An 18682-nucleotide genomic window follows, 5' to 3' on the forward strand; every position below is an offset into this window, starting at 1 on the left:
AGCTTGCGGTGCGCAGGCGCCGCGCTGCAGACCGCGACTGCGCGTCCCACATCACCCTGCACAAGGAGAACGCACCACCATGGACCTCATCACCAACCTGCTCGCCGGCGTCGTCCACTTCGTGGGTTGGCTCGTCTGACGATCGTTCACGGAAGGCGCCGCCGGTCCCCGTCCCACGGGAGCGGCGGCGCCGTCGCCCTTTCAGCGGGCGACCGGCGCCGGCCGGGCGTCCCTGCGGACCAGAGCGGCATAACGGCCGCCCTGTTCGAGAAGTTGCCGGTGGCTGCCGCACTCGGCGATACGGCCCGCGTCGAGGACGACGATCCGGTCCGCGTCCCGCACGGTGGAGAGCCGGTGGGCAATGGTGATCGTGGTGCGGCCCCTCGAGAGCGCGTCGATCGCGCGCTGCACGGCGTGTTCCGTGCGGGTGTCGAGTGCGCTGGTCGCCTCGTCGAGGATGAGGACCGGCGGGTCCCGCAGGATGGTGCGCGCGATGGCGAGCCGCTGCTTCTCGCCGCCGGAAAAGCGGTAGCCCCGCTCGCCGACCAGGGTGTCGTACCCGTCGGGCAGGGAGGCGATGTGGTCGTGGATCTGCGCGGCGCGGGCGGCGGCCTCGATCTCCTCGTCCGTGGCGTCGGGCTTGGCGAAGCGCAGATTGTCGGCCACGGAGGCATGGAAGAGATACGTCTCCTGGGAGACGACTCCCACCGCGCGTGCGAGCGTGTCGAAGTCAAGGTCCCGCACATCGACACCGTCGATGGTGACCCGGCCGCCGACGACGTCGTAGAGCCGCGGCACCAGATAGCTGAGCGTGGACTTGCCGGAGCCCGTCGGGCCGACGACGGCGAGCGAGCCGCCGGCGGGCACGGTGACGTCGATGCCGTCGAGGGTCGGCCGCTCCTGATCCGGGTCGTACGCGAAGTCGACCTTCTCGAAGCGCACTTCGCCCCGGATCTTGTCGAGCGCCACCGGCTCCGCGGGCTCGGTGATCTCGACCGGCAGGTCGAGGTACTCGAAGATCCGCTGGAACAGGGCGAGCGAGGTCTGCATCTGCACTCCGGTCGAGAGCAGGCTCACGGCGGGCCGGAAGAGGCCCTGCTGGAGCGAGACGAAGGCGACCAGCGTGCCGATGGAGATCGCGGGCCCGCCCGTCTGCATCGCGAGGCCGGCGGCCCAGTAGATGAGGGCTGGCATGGCGGCCATGACGATGCCCATCGTCGACATCCGCCAGCGCCCGGCCATGCTGGAGCGCACCTCGAGGTCGACCAGGCGCTCCGACTCCCGGGCGAACGACGCCGTGAGGGAATCGGAGCGGCCCATGGTGCGCCCGAGCAGGATGCCGCTGACCGACAGGGACTCGGTGACGGTCGCGGCCATCGCGGCCATCTGCTTCTGCCGCTGTGTAGTGATCCTCTTCCGCTCGCGGCCGACCCGGCGACTGATCCAGACGAACACCGGCAGCAGGAGGAGGGAGACGACGGTGAGCCGCCAGTCCAGCGCCAGCATGGCGACGACGGTGGCGACGACCGAGGTGAGGTTGGAGACCAGAGAGGTGGCCGTCGAAGTCACGGTCGCCTGCATACCGCCGATGTCGTTGGCGATGCGCGACTGGACCTCGCCCGTGCGCGTCCTGGTGAAGAAGGCCAGCGGCATACGCTGCAGCTGTGCGTAGACCGCGGTGCGCAGATCGTGCATGACACGCTGACCCACCGTGGTGGAGATCAGCGTCTGGAGCACACCGAAGACGCTGGTCATCACCGCGGTGGCGATCATGCCGAGGGCGAGCAGGCTGAGCAGTCCGGTACGCCCCTGCGGGATCGCGGTGTCGAGGATCTCCCGCAGCAGGAACGGCGAGGCGACGGACACCAGCGACGAGGCTCCGACGAGCAGCCCCACGACTGCGAGCCGACCACGGTAGGGCCGGAAGAGCCGGAGGATGCGCCGCACTTCCGCGGGCGGCTGGTCGGGATCCCTGGGCGGTGGTGTCCAGGTGGGGTGGTCGGGACGCAATGCACTCCTTCGGACGGAAAAGGCGCGATCTCGGGGAGCCTAACTCATTGTTACCTGTATTCACAATGAACAAGGTCCTGATACTGTCTCCCGCATGACCACCTCCGACGCCGACGGCCTGCTGGCCGAGCAGCTCCTGCGGCTGACCCGCCGGCTCCACCGCAGCCAGAAGCGCCAGCTCGAGTCCGCCGACATCGCCATCACTCCCGCGCAGTCCCGGCTGCTGCGCACGGTCGCCCACTACGACCGCCCGCCGCGCATGGCGGATCTGGCGGAGCGGCTCGAGGTGGTTCCGCGTGCGGTGACGAGCCTGGTCGACGGGCTGGAGGCGGGAGGGCGGGTCCGCCGGGTTCCCGATCCGACGAACCGCAGGGTGACCCGGATCGAGCTCACCGACACCGGCCGCGCCACGCTGCGCACGCTGCGCGACGCGCGCCGCGCGGCGGCCGAGGACGTCCTGGCACCCCTCACGGCCGAGCAGCGAGAGGTTCTCGGCGGTCTGCTCTCCACCCTGGTCGACGGCATCGACCCGCGCTGCTGACGGCCCGTCCGGGAGCCCGACGACAGGCCGGCGCCAGGCCCGTCCCGCAGCCCTGCGACAAGGCGCCACAACAGGCACGACGAGGCCCGACGACAGGCCGGCGGCAGACCGACGCCAAGCCGACGACAGGCCCGTAAATCGTTTGCCGCCCACGGGCGGGAGCGCAACGCTGGTAGATCCGTGCCGCTCTTCCGACGACCTGGGACATCATGCAGATTCGCGACCTTCCGTATGTCGATCCCGGTCAACCGGACGTCCGGTCGGGGCCGAGATTCCTCCTCTGGCTCGGCCGGCATCAACTGCGCGGCCAGCTACGCGCCTTGTACTGGGGAATGCTGCACTTCATGTCCGTCATGGCGCTCCCCTACGGGGTCGGACGGGCCGTCCAGGCGGTCGTGGACAAGTCCGGCAGCGGCCTCGCTCTGGCGGGCGGGCTGCTCGCCGTCGCCGCCGTCTGCATCGCCCTCGGCGACACCATGCTCCACCGCACGGCCGTCACCAACTGGATCACCGCCGCGGCACAGGTCCAGCAGCTGCTCATCCGCAAGACGTCCGAACTGGGCGCCGCGCTCACCCGGCGGGTCGCCGCGGGCGAGGTCGTGGCCGTCTCGACCGGAGACGTGGAGAAGATCGGCTGGTTCGTGGAAGCGGTCTCGCGTTTCCTCGCAGCGGCCCTCACCGTCGTGGCCGTCTGCGTCGGACTGGTGATCTACCAACCGGCACTCGGCGTCCTCGTCGCCGTCGGGGTGCCGGTCCTGGCCCTCGGGGTGCTGCCCCTGCTCCCCCGGGCCACCAGGCTCGCCGACGTCCAGCGGGAGAAGGCGGGCCGGGCCACCGAGCTGGCCTCCGACACGGTGGCCGGTCTGCGGGTGCTGCGCGGCATCGGCGGCGAGGAGCTGTTCCTGAAGCGCTACCGCCGCGCCTCGCAGGACGTGCGCACGGCCGCCGTCCGCAGCGCACGCATGTGGTCCCTGATCAGCGCGGTCCAGGTGCTGCTGCCGGGTCTCCTGCTGATCTCGGTCGTCTGGTACGGGCTCGGGCTCGTCGGCGACAACCGGATCGCGGTCGGTGAACTGGTCACCGTGTACAGCGCGGTGATGCTGCTGAGCTATCCACTGCGGCACTTCGAGGAGATCGCGATGGCGTACTCCTTCTCCCGTCCGTCCGCACGGCGGGCGGCCCGGGTGCTGGCCCTGGAGCGCGCGTCCGGCGGTGGCAGGGCCCAAGCCTCAGCCGCGGCGGACGGGCCGCTCACCGGCGACCTGTACGACCCGGCCACCGGGCTCATGGCCATGGCCGGAACGCTCACCGCGGTCGTCTGCGGCGACCCCGACGCCTCGGGGCGCCTCGCCGAACGTCTCGGCGGCCACCCCACGGAATCGGAGGGTCTGCCATCCGTGCTGCTCGGTGGTGTGGCACTCGACGAGCAGCCGCTCGCCGCGGCCCGTGGCGCCGTCCTCGTCCAGGACAAGGACCCCGTCCTGCTGTCGGGGACCCTCGCGGAGCTGCTCGACGTGCCGGCGTCCGGCTCGGTGGCCGCAGACCGGGCCCTGACGGCGGCGGAGTGCGGCGACGTGCTCGACGCGCTCGCACAGTCATCCCTGGGCAGCGACCCGATGGCAGCGCCCATCACCGAGCGCGGCCGCTCCCTGTCGGGCGGCCAGCGGCAGCGCCTCGCGCTGGCACGTTCGCTGGTCACCGACCCGGAGGTGCTCGTGCTCGACGAGCCGACGTCGGCCGTCGACTCGCACACGGAGGCCCGGATCGCGGAAGGCGTACGGAAGTTGCGCGCGGGACGAACGACGGTCCTGTTCACCTCCTCGCCGCTGCTGCTCGACCGGGCGGACCGTGTCGTCCTGGTCCACGAGGGCGAGGCCGTGGCTGCCGGCATGCACCGCGAACTGCTGCACACCGAGCCCCGCTACCGCGCGGTCGTGACCCGGGAGACCGAAGCGGAGCAGCATCTCGTGGGCGCCCAACGCGGCCCCGCGGGCCCGGGGTTCGACCAGGCGAAGGCCGACGGCGACGACATCGAGGAGACAGCATGATCGGCCTGGCACCGCCGGAGTACGACCCGGCGGCTCTCCGCACGGCGACCACCCTGCCGGTGGGGACGCCGGCCACCGTGCGGGCGTACGTGGGCGAGCTGCTGCGGCGGCACCGCCGGGCCTTCGCGGTCCTCGTCGCCGTCAACACGGTCACGGTCGTCGCCTCGATGACGGGCCCGTGGCTCCTCGGCTCCCTCGTGGAGAAAACGGCGGACGGGGCGCGCGAGCTCCATCTGGAGCGCACTGCCGCCCTGTTCGCCGGTGCGCTCGTCGTCCAGGCGTTCTTCGTCCGCCTGGTGCGGCTGCGTGGGGCGATGCTCGGCGAGCGGATGCTGGCGGATCTGCGGGAGGACTTCCTCGTGCGTTCCGTGGGGTTGCCCCCGGGCGTGCTCGAGCGGGCCGGTACGGGCGACCTGCTCTCCCGTATCACGACGGACATCGACCGGCTGGCGAACGCCATGCGCGAGGCCGTGCCGCAGCTGACGATCGGCGTCTTCTGGGTCGTGCTGCTGCTCGGCGGTCTCACGGTGACCGCACCGCCGCTCGCGCCCGCGGTGCTGGTGGCGGTGCCGGTGCTGGTCGTCGGCTGCCGCTGGTACTTCAAGCGCGCGCCCTCCGCGTACCGTTCGGAGGCCGCGGGCTACGCGGCCGTGGCCGCGGTGCTCGCCGAGACCGTCGACGCCGGCCGCACGGTCGAGTCGCACCGCCTCGGGGCGCGCCGGGTGGCTCTCTCCGACCGTCGGATCAAGGAATGGACGTCCTGGGAGCGGTACACGCTGTATCTGCGGTCGGTCCTCTTCCCGGTCATCAGCATCACCCATGCGACCGTGCTCGCTTCGGTGCTGCTGATCGGCGGCGTGTTCGTGCTGCAGGGCTGGATCGGTGTCGGTCAGCTGACCACGGGCGCGCTGATCGCGCAGATGATGGTCGACCCGGTGAACCTGATCCTGCGCTGGTACGACGAGCTCCAGGTGGCCCATGTGTCGCTGGCGCGGCTGGTGGGTGTGCGGGAGATCGAACCGGAGGCGGGCGACGGGCACCTGCACCCCGAGGGACGTGATGTCCGCGCCGACCAGGTGCACTTCGGGTACCGCGAGGGCGTCGACGTGCTGCACAGCGTGTCGATGGACGTGCCGCCGGGCACCCGGCTGGCCCTCGTCGGACCATCCGGAGCGGGCAAGTCCACGCTCGGCCGGCTGCTCGCGGGCATCTACGCCCCGCGCACCGGGAACGTCACCCTCGGTGCGGCCGAGCTGTCCCGGATGCCGGCGGAGCGGGTACGGGAGCACGTGGCACTCGTCAACCAGGAGCACCACGTCTTCGTGGGCGCGCTCCGAGACAATCTGCTGCTGGCGCGCTCCTCCGCGCAGGACGCCGAGCTGTGGGCGGCGCTCGGTGCGGTCGACGCGGACGGGTGGGCGCGGGCGCTGGACGGCGGGCTGGACACGGCGGTCGGGTCGGGAGGCCTTTCCCTGACCCCCGCCCAGGCCCAGCAGATCGCCCTCGCCCGTCTGGTCCTCGCGGATCCGCACACGCTGGTCCTGGACGAAGCGACCTCGCTCCTGGACCCGCGGGCGGCCCGCCATCTGGAGCGCTCGCTCTCTCGGGTACTTCAGGGCCGTACGGTCGTGGCCATCGCGCACCGGCTGCACACGGCGCACGACGCGGACGTGATCGCAGTGGTCGAGGACGGCCGCATCAGTGAGCTGGGCAGCCATGACGAGCTGGTCGCCGCGGAGGGGGCGTACGCGGCGCTGTGGCGCTCCTGGCACGGCTGAGGCTCACGCCATGCCGGCGCGTCCTGGATCGTTCCGGTCCAGGACGCGCCGGCCTGGCGGTTCAGGAAGCTTCGACGGCCGCCTTGATGCGCCGGCCGAAGGCGGGGGCGTCCTTGCGTGCGGCGCCCAGCGCGAAACCGACGAGGAGTTTGCCGACGCCGTGGCCCTCGAGGGTGTTGAAGATGCGCACCCGGGTTCCGCCGTCCGGCAGGGGCTGCAGGTCATAGCCGCCCTCCGCGGCCGTGACGACGTTGCGGGAGACCTCGTTCCAGCGCATCTGCCGGGGCGGTTCGAAGACACTGATGCGGAACTCCCGCGTGGTCTTCATCCCTGCGTCCTTGACCGTGCTCCGGTACACCGTGCCCACCCCGGTGGGACCCTCTGTGATCTTGTCGATCCGCAGGACGCGGGGGCTGAACTTCGGGTCGTTGCGGCCGTCGGCGAGGAAGGCGAACACCTCCTCGATGCCGCGGTCGATGTCCACACTGGCCTCGAACTGCCCGCCCATATCGTCTCCTTGTGTACTCGGCCGGTTGGTCGGTGCGGTCGCGCGAGCGCACCGTCGCAGAGGTGCAGCGGGCGACGCCGGGAACGGGGCGTGGGGCGTCCGTTCGACGCGCGACAGGGCTGACATGCGTGACCGCACGAAGCGATCCGATACGACTCGGACGAAGATCGCCACCCGGCGGCACCCCACCGGTCCCGCACGCGCCGGCCCGGCGTCCTGGTAGGTGTCCTCCTCGGCGGCACGGACCGGCCGCACCGCCGGGCAGGGCAGGCAACCAGGCCCCGCCGCCTCAGATGAAGTTCATCGCCGCCGCCCCACCCACTCCGCCGAGCAGCATGAACGCCGGCATCAGGACCTTCAGCTCCACCCAGCTGCCCGCGCGGAAACGCATCGGCTTGGGCGGGCCCACCGGGTACCAGCGCTTGTTGCCGACCGGGATGGGCCACAGGATCGGGCAGCCCGAGACCGTGAGCGCGTCACCGATGTCGTGGACGAGGGCGCCGAGGACGATGGGGAGGCCCAGCCACAGGTACTCCTGGCCGGGCCCGGTGAACAGCCAGTCCGAACCATTGCCCGGCTTGTCGAGGACGCCCGCCAGGATCCACGCGCTGGTGGCGCCGAGCAGCCACACCAGGACGTCGCTGGAGACCCGCGCGGCCCGCCACAGCAGGCCCTCCACCGCGAGCACCATGTGGACGAACAGGAGCGCGAGGACCGCCCACCGTCCGCCGAGGGCCGCCATGGCGGACGCGCCGCCGCCGATCAGCACCGCCCACAGCCAGGTGTGCGTGAGGGTGCGGTGGCCCCCGGTCCTGCGCTTGTCGCCCGGTTTCCTGGTCGCCTGGTAGACGGCGTACGACAGCTTGTCGACGATCTCGCACAGTCCGCGGGAGATCGGCCCGAAGGCCCGCGAGATGGTCGCCGCCTTGTGGTCCAGGTCCGGCGCCAGCGCCGCGCCCGCGCATATCAGTGCTCCCACGACGAGGACGGGCCAGGGCATCGGATGGCCGGCGGCAGCCGTCGCCGCGCCCACCCCCAGCCAGGCAGCCGCCCCGGACAGAGAGTGCGCCGGTCCCATCATGTGCGTTCCCGCCCCATTGTTCTTGTCCCGAACTCAAGTTGACAGGGCAGCGTATCGCTTCGCGATCTTGCCGTCGGCGGCCGGTTCCCGCCTCGGGGTCCGCGCCAGGCAAGATGGGGGCGTGACCCTTATCGATCAGCTGCCGCCAGATGCCGACCCCGACGCCCTCTTCGAGGCCTTCTCCTCGTGGGCGGAGGGCCAGGGCATCACGCTCTATCCGGCTCAGGAGGAAGCCCTGATCGAGGTGGTCTCGGGGGCGAACGTGATCCTTTCCACACCCACCGGCTCCGGGAAGAGCCTGGTCGCGGCGGGTGCGCACTTCACGGCGCTGGCGAATGACCAGGTCACCTTCTACACGGCGCCGATCAAGGCGCTGGTCTCGGAGAAGTTCTTCGACCTCTGCAAGCTGTTCGGCACGGAGAACGTCGGCATGCTGACCGGCGACGCGTCCGTGAACGCGGACGCCCCGGTCATCTGCTGCACCGCCGAGGTGCTGGCCTCGATCGCGCTGCGTGACGGCAAGGACGCCGACATCGGCCAGGTCGTCATGGACGAGTTCCACTTCTACGCGGAGCCGGACCGCGGCTGGGCCTGGCAGATCCCCCTGCTCGAACTGCCGCAGGCGCAGTTCATCCTGATGTCGGCGACGCTCGGCGACGTATCCATGTTCGAGAAGGACCTGACCCGCCGCACCGGCCGCCCCACCCCCGTGGTCCGCTCGGCGACCCGGCCGGTTCCGCTGTCGTACGAATACCGGCTGACGCCGATCACGGAGACGCTGACGGAGCTGCTGGAGACCAAGCAGGCACCCGTCTACATCGTGCATTTCACCCAGGCGCAGGCGGTGGAGCGGGCGCAGTCGCTGATGAGCATCAACATGTGCTCGCGCGAGGAGAAGGACAAGATCGCCGAGCTGATCGGCAACTTCCGCTTCACCACCAAGTTCGGCCAGAACCTGTCCCGCTTCGTACGGCACGGCATCGGCGTGCATCACGCCGGCATGCTGCCCAAGTACCGGAGGCTGGTGGAGAAGCTGGCCCAGGCCGGTCTGCTGAAGGTCATCTGCGGCACCGACACGCTCGGCGTCGGCGTGAACGTGCCCATCCGCACGGTGCTGTTCACCGCGCTCACCAAGTACGACGGCAACCGGGTGCGCACCCTGCGGGCGCGCGAGTTCCACCAGATCGCGGGGCGTGCCGGCCGGGCCGGTTTCGACACCGCCGGTTTTGTCGTCGCACAGGCGCCCGAGCATGTCATCGAGAACGAGAAGGCGCTCGCGAAGGCCGGTGACGACCCCAAGAAGCGCCGCAAGGTGGTCAGGAAAAAGGCCCCCGAGGGCTTCGTCGCCTGGTCGGACAGCACGTTCGAGAAGCTGATCGCCTCCGAGCCGGAACCGCTGACGTCCCGCTTCCGGGTCACCAACATCATGCTGCTCTCGGTGATCGCCCGGCCCGGCAACGCTTTCGAGGCGATGCGCCGGCTGCTGGAGGACAACCACGAGCCGCGCAAGGCTCAGCTGCGCCACATCCGCCGGGCCATCGCCATCTACCGCTCGCTGCTCGACGGCGGCGTGGTGGAGCAGCTGGACAAGCCCGACGCGGAGGGCCGCACCATCCGGCTCACCGTCGATCTCCAGCAGGACTTCGCGCTGAACCAGCCGCTGTCGACGTTCGCCCTCGCCGCCTTCGACCTGCTGGACCCCGAGTCCCCGTCGTACGCGCTGGACATGGTGTCCGTCGTCGAGTCGACGCTGGACGATCCGCGGCAGATCCTCGCCGCCATGCAGAACAAGGCACGCGGCGAGGCGGTCGGCAGGATGAAGGCCGACGGCGTCGAGTACGAGGAGCGTATGGAGCGCCTCCAGGACATCTCGTACCCGAAGCCGCTGGAAGAGCTGCTGTGGCACGCGTACAACGTCTACAAGAAGTCGCACCCCTGGGTCGGCGACCACCCGGTCTCGCCGAAGTCCGTCATCCGCGACATGTACGAACGGGCCCTGACCTTCACCGAGTTCACCTCCTGGTACGAGCTCGCTCGCACCGAGGGCATCGTGCTGCGCTATCTGGCGAGCGCGTACAAGGCGCTCGATCACACCATCCCGGACGATCTGAAGACCGAGGACCTGGAGGATCTGATCGCCTGGCTGGGCGAGATGGTGCGCCAGGTCGACTCCAGCCTCCTGGACGAGTGGGAGCAGCTGGCCAACCCGGAGGTGGAGACGGCCGAGGAGGCCCAGGAGAAGGCCGACCAGGTCAAGCCTGTCACGGCGAACGCCCGCGCGTTCCGCGTCCTGGTCCGCAACGCCATGTTCCGCCGTGTGGAGCTGGCGGCCCTCGACCACGTCGCGGAACTGGGCACGCTGGACGCGGAGTCCGGCTGGGACGAGGACGCGTGGGGCGAAGCGATGGACGCGTACTGGGACGAGTACGACGACCTGGGCACCGGCCCCGACGCCCGCGGACCGAAGCTCCTCGCCATCGAGGAGGACCCGGCGCACGGTCTGTGGCGTGTGCGGCAGACATTCGCCGACCCGAACGGCGACCATGACTGGGGTATCAGCGCGGAGGTCGATCTCGCGGCCTCCGACGAGGCGGGCCTGGCTGTCGTGCGCGTCACGTCCGTCGGTCAGCTCTGACAGGGGAGAGAGATTCCGATGACGAATCCGGCGGAGCGTCTGGTCGATCTGCTCGACCTGGAGCAGATCGAGGTCAACATCTTCCGCGGGCTCAGCCCGAACGAGTCGCTGCAGCGAGTCTTCGGCGGCCAGGTGGCGGGTCAGGCGCTGGTCGCGGCGGGGCGGACCACCGACGGCGAGCGTCCCGTCCACTCGCTGCACGCGTACTTCCTGCGACCCGGGCGGCCCGGGGTGCCGATCGTGTACCAGGTCGAACGGGTCAGGGACGGCAGGTCGTTCACGACCCGCCGGGTCACCGCCGTCCAGGAGGGCCGGACGATCTTCAATCTGACGGCGTCCTTCCACCGCCCCGAGCCCGGCAGCATCGAGCACCAGTTGCCGCCGCGGCTGGACTTCCCGGACCCGGAGTCGCTCCCGACGGTCGCGACCGAGATCCGTGAGCATCTCGGCGCGCTGCCCGAGGCGTTGGAGCGCATGGCACGACGCCAGCCCTTCGACATCCGCTATGTCGAACGGCTGCGCTGGACGACCGACGAGATCAAGGGCGCGGACCCGCGCAGCGCGGTGTGGATGCGCGCGGTGGGCCCGCTGGGCGACGATCCACTGGTGCACACGTGCGCGCTGACGTACGCGAGCGACATGACGCTGCTGGACGCGGTACGCATCCCCGTCGAGCCGCTGTGGGGCCACCGGGGCTTCGACATGGCGTCGCTGGACCATGCGATGTGGTTCCACCGCCCGTTCCGGGCCGACGAGTGGTTCCTGTACGACCAGGAGTCGCCCATCTCGACGGGCGGCCGGGGGCTCGCTCGCGGACGGATCTACGACCGCGACGGAAGGCTGCTGGTGTCCGTGGTGCAGGAGGGGCTGTTCCGCCCCATGGCGGTCACTGAGTGAGGCGCGTACGCCATGCGGCCGCCAGGCCGTTCACGGGCCCGTACTGAGCCTTTGAGCCCGGTGTTGCATGCTTGTCGCAGCTTGTCGCACCCGTGCGTGCCGCACGAAGACCGGCGGACGACCGACCAACAGACGAAGACAGGTTCAAAGGAGTCCCTGATGCCCCTTTACGACATCCCGCTGCGTACCCTGACCGGCGAGGACACCTCGCTCGCCGACCACCGCGGCAAGGCGGTTCTCGTGGTGAACGTGGCCTCCAAGTGCGGGCTGACTCCGCAGTACGCGGGCCTGGAGCGGCTGCAGAAGGAGTATGGCGAGCGGGGCTTCACCGTGCTGGGCGTGCCCTGCAACCAGTTCGCCGGGCAGGAGCCGGGCAGCGCGGAGGAGATCGGGACCTTCTGCTCCGCGACGTACGGGGTGACCTTCCCGCTGTTGGAGAAGACGGACGTGAACGGCGCGGACCGGCACCCGCTGTACACCGAGCTGACGAAGGTCGCGGACGCCGAGGGCGAGGCGGGTGACGTCCAGTGGAACTTCGAGAAATTCCTGATCTCGCCCCAGGGCGAGGTCACCCGCTTCCGCCCCCGCACCGAGCCGGAGGCCCCCGAGGTGCTGGCGGCGATCGAGACGCTGCTGTCCGCCTGAGCACACGCGGAAGGCTCCGGTCCCCCTGGGCGGTTGCCGGGGCCGGAGCCTTGGCGCGCTCTTGGCTGATCAGCGGATCGGCATGCCCGAGAGGGTGCGGGCGATCACCAGGCGCTGGATCTCGCTGGTGCCCTCGAAGATCGTGTAGATGGCGGCGTCGCGGTGCATGCGCTCAACGGGGTACTCGCGGGTGAAGCCGTTGCCGCCGAGGATCTGGACGGCCTGGGCGGTGACCTTCTTCGCGGTCTCGCTGGCGAACAGCTTCGACATGGAGCCCTCGGCGGAGGTGAACGGCTTGCCCGCGGTCGCCATCCAGGAGGCGCGCCACACCAGGAGGCGGGCCGCGTCGATCTGGGTGCGCATGTCGGCGAGCTGGAAGGCGATGCCCTGGTTGTCGATGATCGGGCGGCCGAACTGCTCACGGGTCTTCGCGTAGTCGAGCGCGACCTCGTACGCGGCGCGGGCGGTGCCGACCGCCATCGCGCCGACGGCGGGGCGGGAGGCCTCGAAGGTGGCCATCGCCGCGTTCTTCACCCTCTCGCCGCCACCGGCCTTCGCCCGCTCGCGGGCCCGCGCCAGGCGCTCGTCCAGCTTCTCCTTGCCGCCCAGCAGGCAGCTGCCGGGGATACGGACGTCCTCGAGGACGACCTCGGCCGTGTGCGAGGCGCGAATGCCGTGCTTCTTGAACTTCTGCCCCTGGGACAGCCCCGGGGTGTCCGGCGGAATGATGAACGAGGCGTGACCCTTGGAGCCGAGCTGCGGATCGACGAGCGCGACGACGACGTGGACGTTCGCTATGCCACCGTTCGTCGCCCAGGTCTTCGTGCCGTTGAGGACCCATTCGTCCTTCGCCTCGTCGTACACGGCGCGCGTGCGCATGGACGACACGTCGGAGCCGGCGTCGGGCTCGGAGGAGCAGAAGGCGGCGACCTTGACATCGTTGGCATCGCCGTACATCTGGGGAATCCAGGTACCGATCTGTTCCTCGGTGCCGTTGGCGATGACGCCGACGGCGGCGAGTCCGGTACCGACGATCGAGAGCGCGATGCCCGCATCGCCCCAGAACAGTTCCTCCATCGCCATCGGGATGCCGAGGCCGGTGGGGTCGAAGAACTGTTGGGCGTAGAAGTCGAGGGAGTAGATTCCGATCTTGGCGGCCTCCTGGATGACAGGCCAGGGGGTCTCCTCACGCTCGTCCCACTCGGCGGCGGCCGGACGCATCACGTCCCTGGCGAATCCGTTCAGCCAGTCACGGACCTGCTTCTGGTCGTCGTTGAGATCGAGCGTGAACTCGGCCATGTCCCCTCCAGTACTGCGGCGATGATGTGAGTGTTACCTGCGGTAACCGAAGTGTGTTACCGGCCGGTAGCCCCTGTCAACCAGCCATGGCCCGATCATGTGTGCGCACTGGCAGGGTGTTACTTTGCGCAGGCGTCACGCAATCGTCCGGGCGGGGAGAATCACATGGAGACCACACACCAGCAGCGGTCGGCGGACCAGCGCCGCCGGGAGCTCCTCGAGGCCGCCGACCGGGTCGTGCTCCGGGACGGCCCCCAGGCCTCCATGAACGCCATCGCCGCAGAGGCCGGGATCACCAAGCCCATCCTCTACCGGCACTTCGGCGACAAGAGCGGTCTCTACCGGGCGCTCGCCAAACGCCACACCGACGCGCTGCTCAGGGCGCTGCAGGTGGCGGTGGACGCGGACGTCGACCGCCGCCAGCGCGTGGCGGGCACGCTCGACACGTATCTCGCCGCGATCGAGGCGCGTCCGCAGGTGTACCGGTTCCTGATGCATCCGGCGGAGGACAACCAGCCCTCGGAGGCCGGTTTCGACGTCGGACGCCACTCGGCGCCGCTGCTGCGCCGCCTCGGCGAGGAACTCGGCAAGGTGATCGCCGACCGCGTCGACCTCGGCCCCGGAGGCGAGATGGTGGCCCGGGCGTGGGGCCATGGCGTCGTCGGCATGATGCATGCGGCCGGGGACTGGTGGCTGGGCGAACGGCAGTGCTCGCGGGCGGACTTGGTGACGAGCCTGACGGACCTGCTGTGCGGCCGCCTCTTCCAGGTCGAGGACAGAGCGGACGGCCCGGGCTTCTAGGGCGTGTTCCGAAAGTAGCGTCGTCCGCCCGCAGGGCGGGGCCCGCGGCGTCTGGTGCGTGCGATCGCAAGGCGGAGGTTCATCCTCGTACTGGACGTACTTGGATGACTCCGACAACGCAGCGAGTGTGCGTGCCAGGCGTCGTGGGCCAGGCGGGACTTTCGAAACACGCCCTGGGGCACGGGGCTCCCCGGGTGCCGGCGTGGCCGCCGTGTGCGGGCGCCACCGCCGGCTTTCGGGCACGGGCGTGGCCGCGGGGCGGGCATGGCCGTCACGGCCCGCCTCCAGGACCGCGGGGCGGGCATGGCCGACGGCTGTGTGCGGGCGTCACCACGGCGCGGGCGTCACCGCCCGTCTCCGGCGTGATGAGGCCCCCACGACCGCCCGGCCGTAGGGGAGTTCGAGAACACCGCGCGAAGCGCCGTACGGAGTCCGGGGCTTGCCCCGGTTCGGGAAGGGGCAGGCAGGCCCCGGGTCGGGAGGTGGGGCCGCAAGGCGGCCAGCCCGTAGGGGACGGCAGGGCAACCAGCCCACCACAGGCGCCGCGCGCACGCGCGCCGGCTCACCGCAGTCGCGCCACCCGTTCCGGCGTCGCCCACGACGCCTTGCTCGCCGCGCGCGCCAGGCGGGCGCGGCGTCGGGTCGTGAGGCGGTCCGCGTAGACCGCCCCGTCCAGGTGGTCGCACTCGTGCTGCAGGCAGCGCGCGAAGAACCCCGTGCCCTCCACCCGCACCGGCTCGCCGCCCTTCGTCACGCCCTCCACCACCGCACGGTCGAAGCGCTCCGTGCCGGCCTCCAGGCCCGGCAGCGACAGGCAGCCCTCCGGGCCGCGGACGACGACGCCGTCCGCCGCCACCAGACGGGGGTTGACGACGTGTCCGAGGTGGCGGATGTCCTCGTCGTCGGGGCAGTCGTACACGAACACCCGCAAACCCACCCCGACCTGGTTGGCCGCGAGGCCGACGCCCTGGGCCGCGTACATCGTCGCGAACAGGTCCTCGACGAGTTCCGCGAGGGCGGGGCCGAAGTCGGTGACGGTCTCGCAGGGGGCGTGCAGCGCCGGATCCGCGAGCAGGCTCATCGGCCTGACGCGTCCGGAACTGCCGGGGATCGGCCGGTTTCGCATGGCGTCCAGCGTACGTTCCCCGTACGGTCGCGCGTGACCTCCACGTTTTCCGACGGTGCCGCGGTGCGGGCGGCCGACCGGAGCTGGATAGGCTGAGTCCGGACCGATGCAAGGAGGATCAAGGACGATGTCAGGCAACTCGGAGCCCCTGACGCCGCGAGCCAAGCTGGCCGTGTCGGCGGGCAAGGCCGCAGCAGCGGTGTCCCGCGCCGCCGGGCGCGGCAGCGGATCGGTGATCGGCGGCCGGGTGGCGCTCAAGCTCGACCCCGATCTGCTGGGGAGGCTCGCGCAGCACCTGGACGTGGTCCTCGTCTCTGCGACCAACGGCAAGACCACCACGACCCGGCTGATCGCGGAGGCGCTGCGCGCCAGCGGCCCGGTGGTCTCGAACGCGCTCGGCGCCAACATGCCGGCGGGTATCACGTCGGCGCTGGCCGGCGGGTCGGACGCCCGGTTCGGTGTGATCGAGGTGGACGAGAAGTACCTCGCGGGTGTGGCCCGGGACGTGACGCCCAAGGCCATCGCGCTGCTCAACCTCTCCCGTGACCAGCTGGACCGCGCGGCGGAGACGCGGATGCTGGCCGAGAAGTGGCGTGAGGGGCTTTCCGGTTCGAAGGCGATGGTCATCGCCAACGCCGACGACCCGCTGGTGGTGTGGGCGGCTTCCTCGTCCCCCAATGTGGTGTGGGTGGCGGCCGGCCAGGAGTGGAAGGACGACGCCTGGTCCTGCCCGTCCTGCGGCGGTGTGATGCAGCGTCCCGGTGACGACTGGTTCTGCGGCGAGTGCGGTTTCCGCCGCCCCGCCCCGAGCTGGGTGCTCAGCGGCGACCATGTCATCGACCCGCACGGCTCCGCCTGGCCGATCCACCTCCAGCTGCCCGGCCGTGCCAACAGGGCCAACGCCGCGACCTCCGCGGCGGTCGCCGCCTGCTTCGGGGTCCCCCCGCAGGTGGCGCTGGAACGCATGTACCAGGTGCAGGCCGTGGCCGGCCGGTACGACGTCGTGTCCTTCCTCAACCGCGATGTGCGGCTGCTGCTGGCGAAGAATCCGGCCGGATGGCTGGAGACGTTCTCCCTGATCGACCCGCCGCCGACGCCGGTGATCCTCTCCGTCAACGCCCGCGGCGCGGACGGTACGGACACCTCCTGGCTGTGGGACGTCGACTACACCCGGCTCGCCGGGCACCCGATCTTCGTCATCGGCGACCGCAGGCTGGACCTCGCGGTCCGGCTGGAGGTCGCCGGTCTGGACTTCCGGGTGTGCGAGTCGGTCGACGAGGCGGTGCAGTCGGCGCCGCCCGGCCGGATCGAGCTGATCGCCAACTACACCGCCTTCCAGGACGTGCGCCGCCGCGTCGGCAACTGACCCACGGCCGGAAGAAAAGGACTTGAGGACGAAGAGCATGAGTGACAGCAGTCTGCGTCTGGTCTGGGTCTACCCGGACCTGCTCAGCACCTACGGCGACCAGGGCAACGCCCTCGTCGTGGAGCGGCGGGCCCGGCAGCGGGGCCTGGACGTGATGCGCATCGACGTGCGCAGCGACCAGCCGGTGCCGACCTCCGGCGACATCTATCTGATCGGCGGCGGCGAGGACCGCCCGCAGCGGCTCGCGGCCGAGCGGCTGCGCCGCGACGGCGGGCTGAGCCGGGCGGCGGCGAACGGCGCGATCATCTTCTCGGTGTGCGCCGGCTACCAGATCCTCGGTCACGAGTTCATCAACGACCTCGGTGAGCGGGAGCCCGGCCTCGGCCTCATCGACGTGGTCTCCACGCGCGGCGAGGGCGCACGCTGCGTCGGTGACGTACTGGCGGACATCGACCCGCAGTTGGGGCTGCCCCAGCTGACGGGCTTCGAGAACCACCAGGGCATCACACACCTCGGCCCGTCGGCACGCCCGTTCGCCCGTACCGTCTTCGGCCGGGGCAACGGCACCGGTGACGGTACGGAGGGCGCGTACAACGACACCGTTTTCGGTACCTACATGCACGGCCCCGTCATGGCCCGCAATCCGCAGATCGCCGATCTGCTGCTGAAGCTGGCGCTCGATGTGAACGCGCTGCCGCCGACCGACGACCGGTGGTACGAGGCGCTGCGCGCCGAGCGGATCGCGGCCGCGACGCAGCCCGCCTGATGGGCCCTTCGCTCAGCTGAGCGAAGCCGGGTGGGCGCGGTCCCACCAGTCGGACGCCCGTTTCTGACCCGCCACCCGACGCCGGTAGGGTGGCGGGGATCCAACCGGACGACGTGGTCCGGGAGTCGGCCCACGTTGTAAAGGTATCCGCGCTATGCGCATTGGTGTGCTCACCTCCGGCGGCGACTGCCCCGGACTGAACGCCGTCATCCGTTCCGTCGTGCACCGTGCCGTCGTCGATCACGGCGACGAGGTCATCGGATTCCACGACGGCTGGAAGGGCCTCCTGGAGTGCGACTACCGCAAGCTGGATCTGGACGCGGTGGGCGGCATCCTGGCCCGTGGCGGCACGATCCTCGGCTCCTCCCGGGTCCAGCCGGCGCATCTTCGCGACGGCGTGGAACGGGCCAAGGGGCATCTGGCCGACCTGGGACTGGACGCCGTCATCCCGATCGGCGGCGAGGGAACCCTCAAGGCGGCCAACCTGCTGTCCGAGGCCGGGCTCCCCATCGTCGGTGTGCCCAAGACGATCGACAACGACATCGCCTCGACCGACGTCACCTTCGGCTTCGACACCGCCGTCGGCGTGGCCACCGAGGCGCTGGACCGTCTGAAGACCACCGCCGAGTCCCACCAGCGTGTCCTGATCGTCGAGGTCATGGGCCGGCACACCGGCTGGATCGCGCTGCACTCGGGCATGGCGGCCGGTGCGCACGCCATCGTGGTGCCGGAGCGGCCCTTCGACATCGAGGAGCTGACCCGGCGGGTCGGCGCCCGGTTCGAGGCGGGCAAGCGGTTCGCGATCGTGGTCGTCGCCGAGGGAGCGAAGCCCCGTGAGGGCTCGATGCAGTGGGACGAGGGCGGCAAGGACATATACGGCCACGAGCGCTTCGCGGGAGTGGCCCGTCAGCTCTCCGTCGAGCTGGAGGAACGGCTCGGCAAGGAGGCGCGTCCGGTGATCCTGGGTCATGTCCAGCGCGGCGGAACGCCCACCGCCTACGACCGTGTCCTCGCGACGCGTTTCGGCTGGCACGCGGTGGAGGCCGCGCACCGCGGCGAGTTCGGCATGCTGACGGCGCTGCGCGGCACGGACATCACGATGGTGCCGCTCGCCGAAGCGACGCAGACGCTGAAGACCGTGCCCGCGGAGCGGTACGACGAGGCCGAGACGGTCCTCTGAT

15 protein-coding genes are annotated in these 18682 nt (G+C 70.7%); 10 read left to right on the top strand and 5 right to left on the bottom strand.

Annotation, left to right across the window (positions count from 1 at the left end):
- Nucleotides 1-201 precede the first annotated feature (201 nt).
- Nucleotides 202-2010: an ABC transporter ATP-binding protein gene (locus ACZ4SA_RS18120; RefSeq protein WP_468275331.1), complete on the bottom strand. Its 1809-nt coding sequence runs from the start codon at nucleotides 2008-2010 to the stop codon at nucleotides 202-204.
- A 94-nt stretch (nucleotides 2011-2104) separates the two neighbouring features.
- On the opposite strand from ACZ4SA_RS18120, the gene ACZ4SA_RS18125 reads away from it, so the two are divergent.
- The 3 genes from ACZ4SA_RS18125 to ACZ4SA_RS18135 all read left to right on the top strand — a co-directional run bounded on the left by ACZ4SA_RS18125 (nucleotide 2105) and on the right by ACZ4SA_RS18135 (nucleotide 6377).
- Nucleotides 2105-2551, top strand: a complete 447-nt coding sequence (locus ACZ4SA_RS18125; RefSeq protein ID WP_468275334.1) for a MarR family winged helix-turn-helix transcriptional regulator — start codon at nucleotides 2105-2107, stop codon at nucleotides 2549-2551.
- 209 nt (nucleotides 2552-2760) lie between these two features.
- A complete protein-coding gene (locus ACZ4SA_RS18130; RefSeq protein WP_468275336.1) occupies nucleotides 2761-4599 on the top strand; it encodes an ABC transporter transmembrane domain-containing protein in 1839 nt (612 codons plus the stop codon).
- Nucleotides 4596-6377 (top strand): ABC transporter ATP-binding protein, encoded by a 1782-nt coding sequence (locus ACZ4SA_RS18135; protein ID WP_468275338.1) that lies wholly within the window; start codon nucleotides 4596-4598, stop codon nucleotides 6375-6377. Before ACZ4SA_RS18130 ends, ACZ4SA_RS18135 begins: the two co-directional genes overlap by 4 nt.
- A 61-nt stretch (nucleotides 6378-6438) precedes the next feature.
- Here ACZ4SA_RS18135 and ACZ4SA_RS18140 read toward each other — a convergent pair whose 3' ends face one another.
- Nucleotides 6439-6885: an SRPBCC family protein gene (locus ACZ4SA_RS18140; protein WP_468275340.1), complete on the bottom strand. Its 447-nt coding sequence runs from the start codon at nucleotides 6883-6885 to the stop codon at nucleotides 6439-6441.
- Nucleotides 6886-7174: 289 nt separating this feature from the next.
- A complete protein-coding gene (locus ACZ4SA_RS18145; RefSeq protein WP_468275343.1) occupies nucleotides 7175-7966 on the bottom strand; it encodes a metal-dependent hydrolase in 792 nt (263 codons plus the stop codon).
- A gap of 121 nt (nucleotides 7967-8087) precedes the next feature.
- On the opposite strand from ACZ4SA_RS18145, the gene ACZ4SA_RS18150 reads away from it, so the two are divergent.
- From ACZ4SA_RS18150 to ACZ4SA_RS18160, 3 genes are all read left to right on the top strand, one after another.
- On the top strand, nucleotides 8088-10601 hold the full coding sequence (locus tag ACZ4SA_RS18150; protein ID WP_468275345.1) for a DEAD/DEAH box helicase: 2514 nt from the start codon (nucleotides 8088-8090) through the stop codon (nucleotides 10599-10601).
- 18 nt (nucleotides 10602-10619) lie between these two features.
- Nucleotides 10620-11498: an acyl-CoA thioesterase gene (locus ACZ4SA_RS18155; protein WP_468275348.1), complete on the top strand. Its 879-nt coding sequence runs from the start codon at nucleotides 10620-10622 to the stop codon at nucleotides 11496-11498.
- 159 nt (nucleotides 11499-11657) lie between these two features.
- Nucleotides 11658-12143 (top strand): glutathione peroxidase, encoded by a 486-nt coding sequence (locus ACZ4SA_RS18160; protein ID WP_468275350.1) that lies wholly within the window; start codon nucleotides 11658-11660, stop codon nucleotides 12141-12143.
- Nucleotides 12144-12212: 69 nt separating this feature from the next.
- Here the strand turns inward: ACZ4SA_RS18160 and ACZ4SA_RS18165 are convergent, their stop codons facing one another.
- A complete protein-coding gene (locus ACZ4SA_RS18165) occupies nucleotides 12213-13442 on the bottom strand; it encodes an acyl-CoA dehydrogenase family protein (RefSeq protein WP_468275353.1) in 1230 nt (409 codons plus the stop codon).
- A gap of 165 nt (nucleotides 13443-13607) precedes the next feature.
- Here ACZ4SA_RS18165 and ACZ4SA_RS18170 point away from each other — a divergent pair, with 165 nt between their 5' ends.
- A complete protein-coding gene (locus ACZ4SA_RS18170) occupies nucleotides 13608-14243 on the top strand; it encodes a TetR/AcrR family transcriptional regulator (RefSeq protein WP_468275354.1) in 636 nt (211 codons plus the stop codon).
- A gap of 562 nt (nucleotides 14244-14805) precedes the next feature.
- Here the strand turns inward: ACZ4SA_RS18170 and def are convergent.
- Nucleotides 14806-15369, bottom strand: coding sequence for a peptide deformylase (gene def / locus ACZ4SA_RS18175; protein WP_468275357.1), 564 nt, complete (start codon nucleotides 15367-15369; stop codon nucleotides 14806-14808).
- Nucleotides 15370-15496: 127 nt separating this feature from the next.
- Here def and ACZ4SA_RS18180 point away from each other — a divergent pair, with 127 nt between their 5' ends.
- The 3 genes from ACZ4SA_RS18180 (at nucleotide 15497) to ACZ4SA_RS18190 (ending at nucleotide 18681) form a co-directional block, all read left to right on the top strand.
- Nucleotides 15497-16735 carry a DUF1727 domain-containing protein gene (locus ACZ4SA_RS18180; RefSeq protein ID WP_468275359.1) on the top strand — a complete coding sequence of 413 codons (1239 nt, stop codon included), beginning with the start codon at nucleotides 15497-15499 and terminating at the stop codon, nucleotides 16733-16735.
- Nucleotides 16736-16772: 37 nt separating this feature from the next.
- Nucleotides 16773-17501 (top strand): type 1 glutamine amidotransferase, encoded by a 729-nt coding sequence (locus ACZ4SA_RS18185; protein ID WP_468275361.1) that lies wholly within the window; start codon nucleotides 16773-16775, stop codon nucleotides 17499-17501.
- A 154-nt stretch (nucleotides 17502-17655) separates the two neighbouring features.
- On the top strand, nucleotides 17656-18681 hold the full coding sequence (locus ACZ4SA_RS18190; RefSeq protein ID WP_468275364.1) for a 6-phosphofructokinase: 1026 nt from the start codon (nucleotides 17656-17658) through the stop codon (nucleotides 18679-18681).
- Nucleotide 18682: the final 1 nt, after the last annotated feature.

This window comes from Streptomyces sp. NPDC027962 (assembly GCF_055566095.1).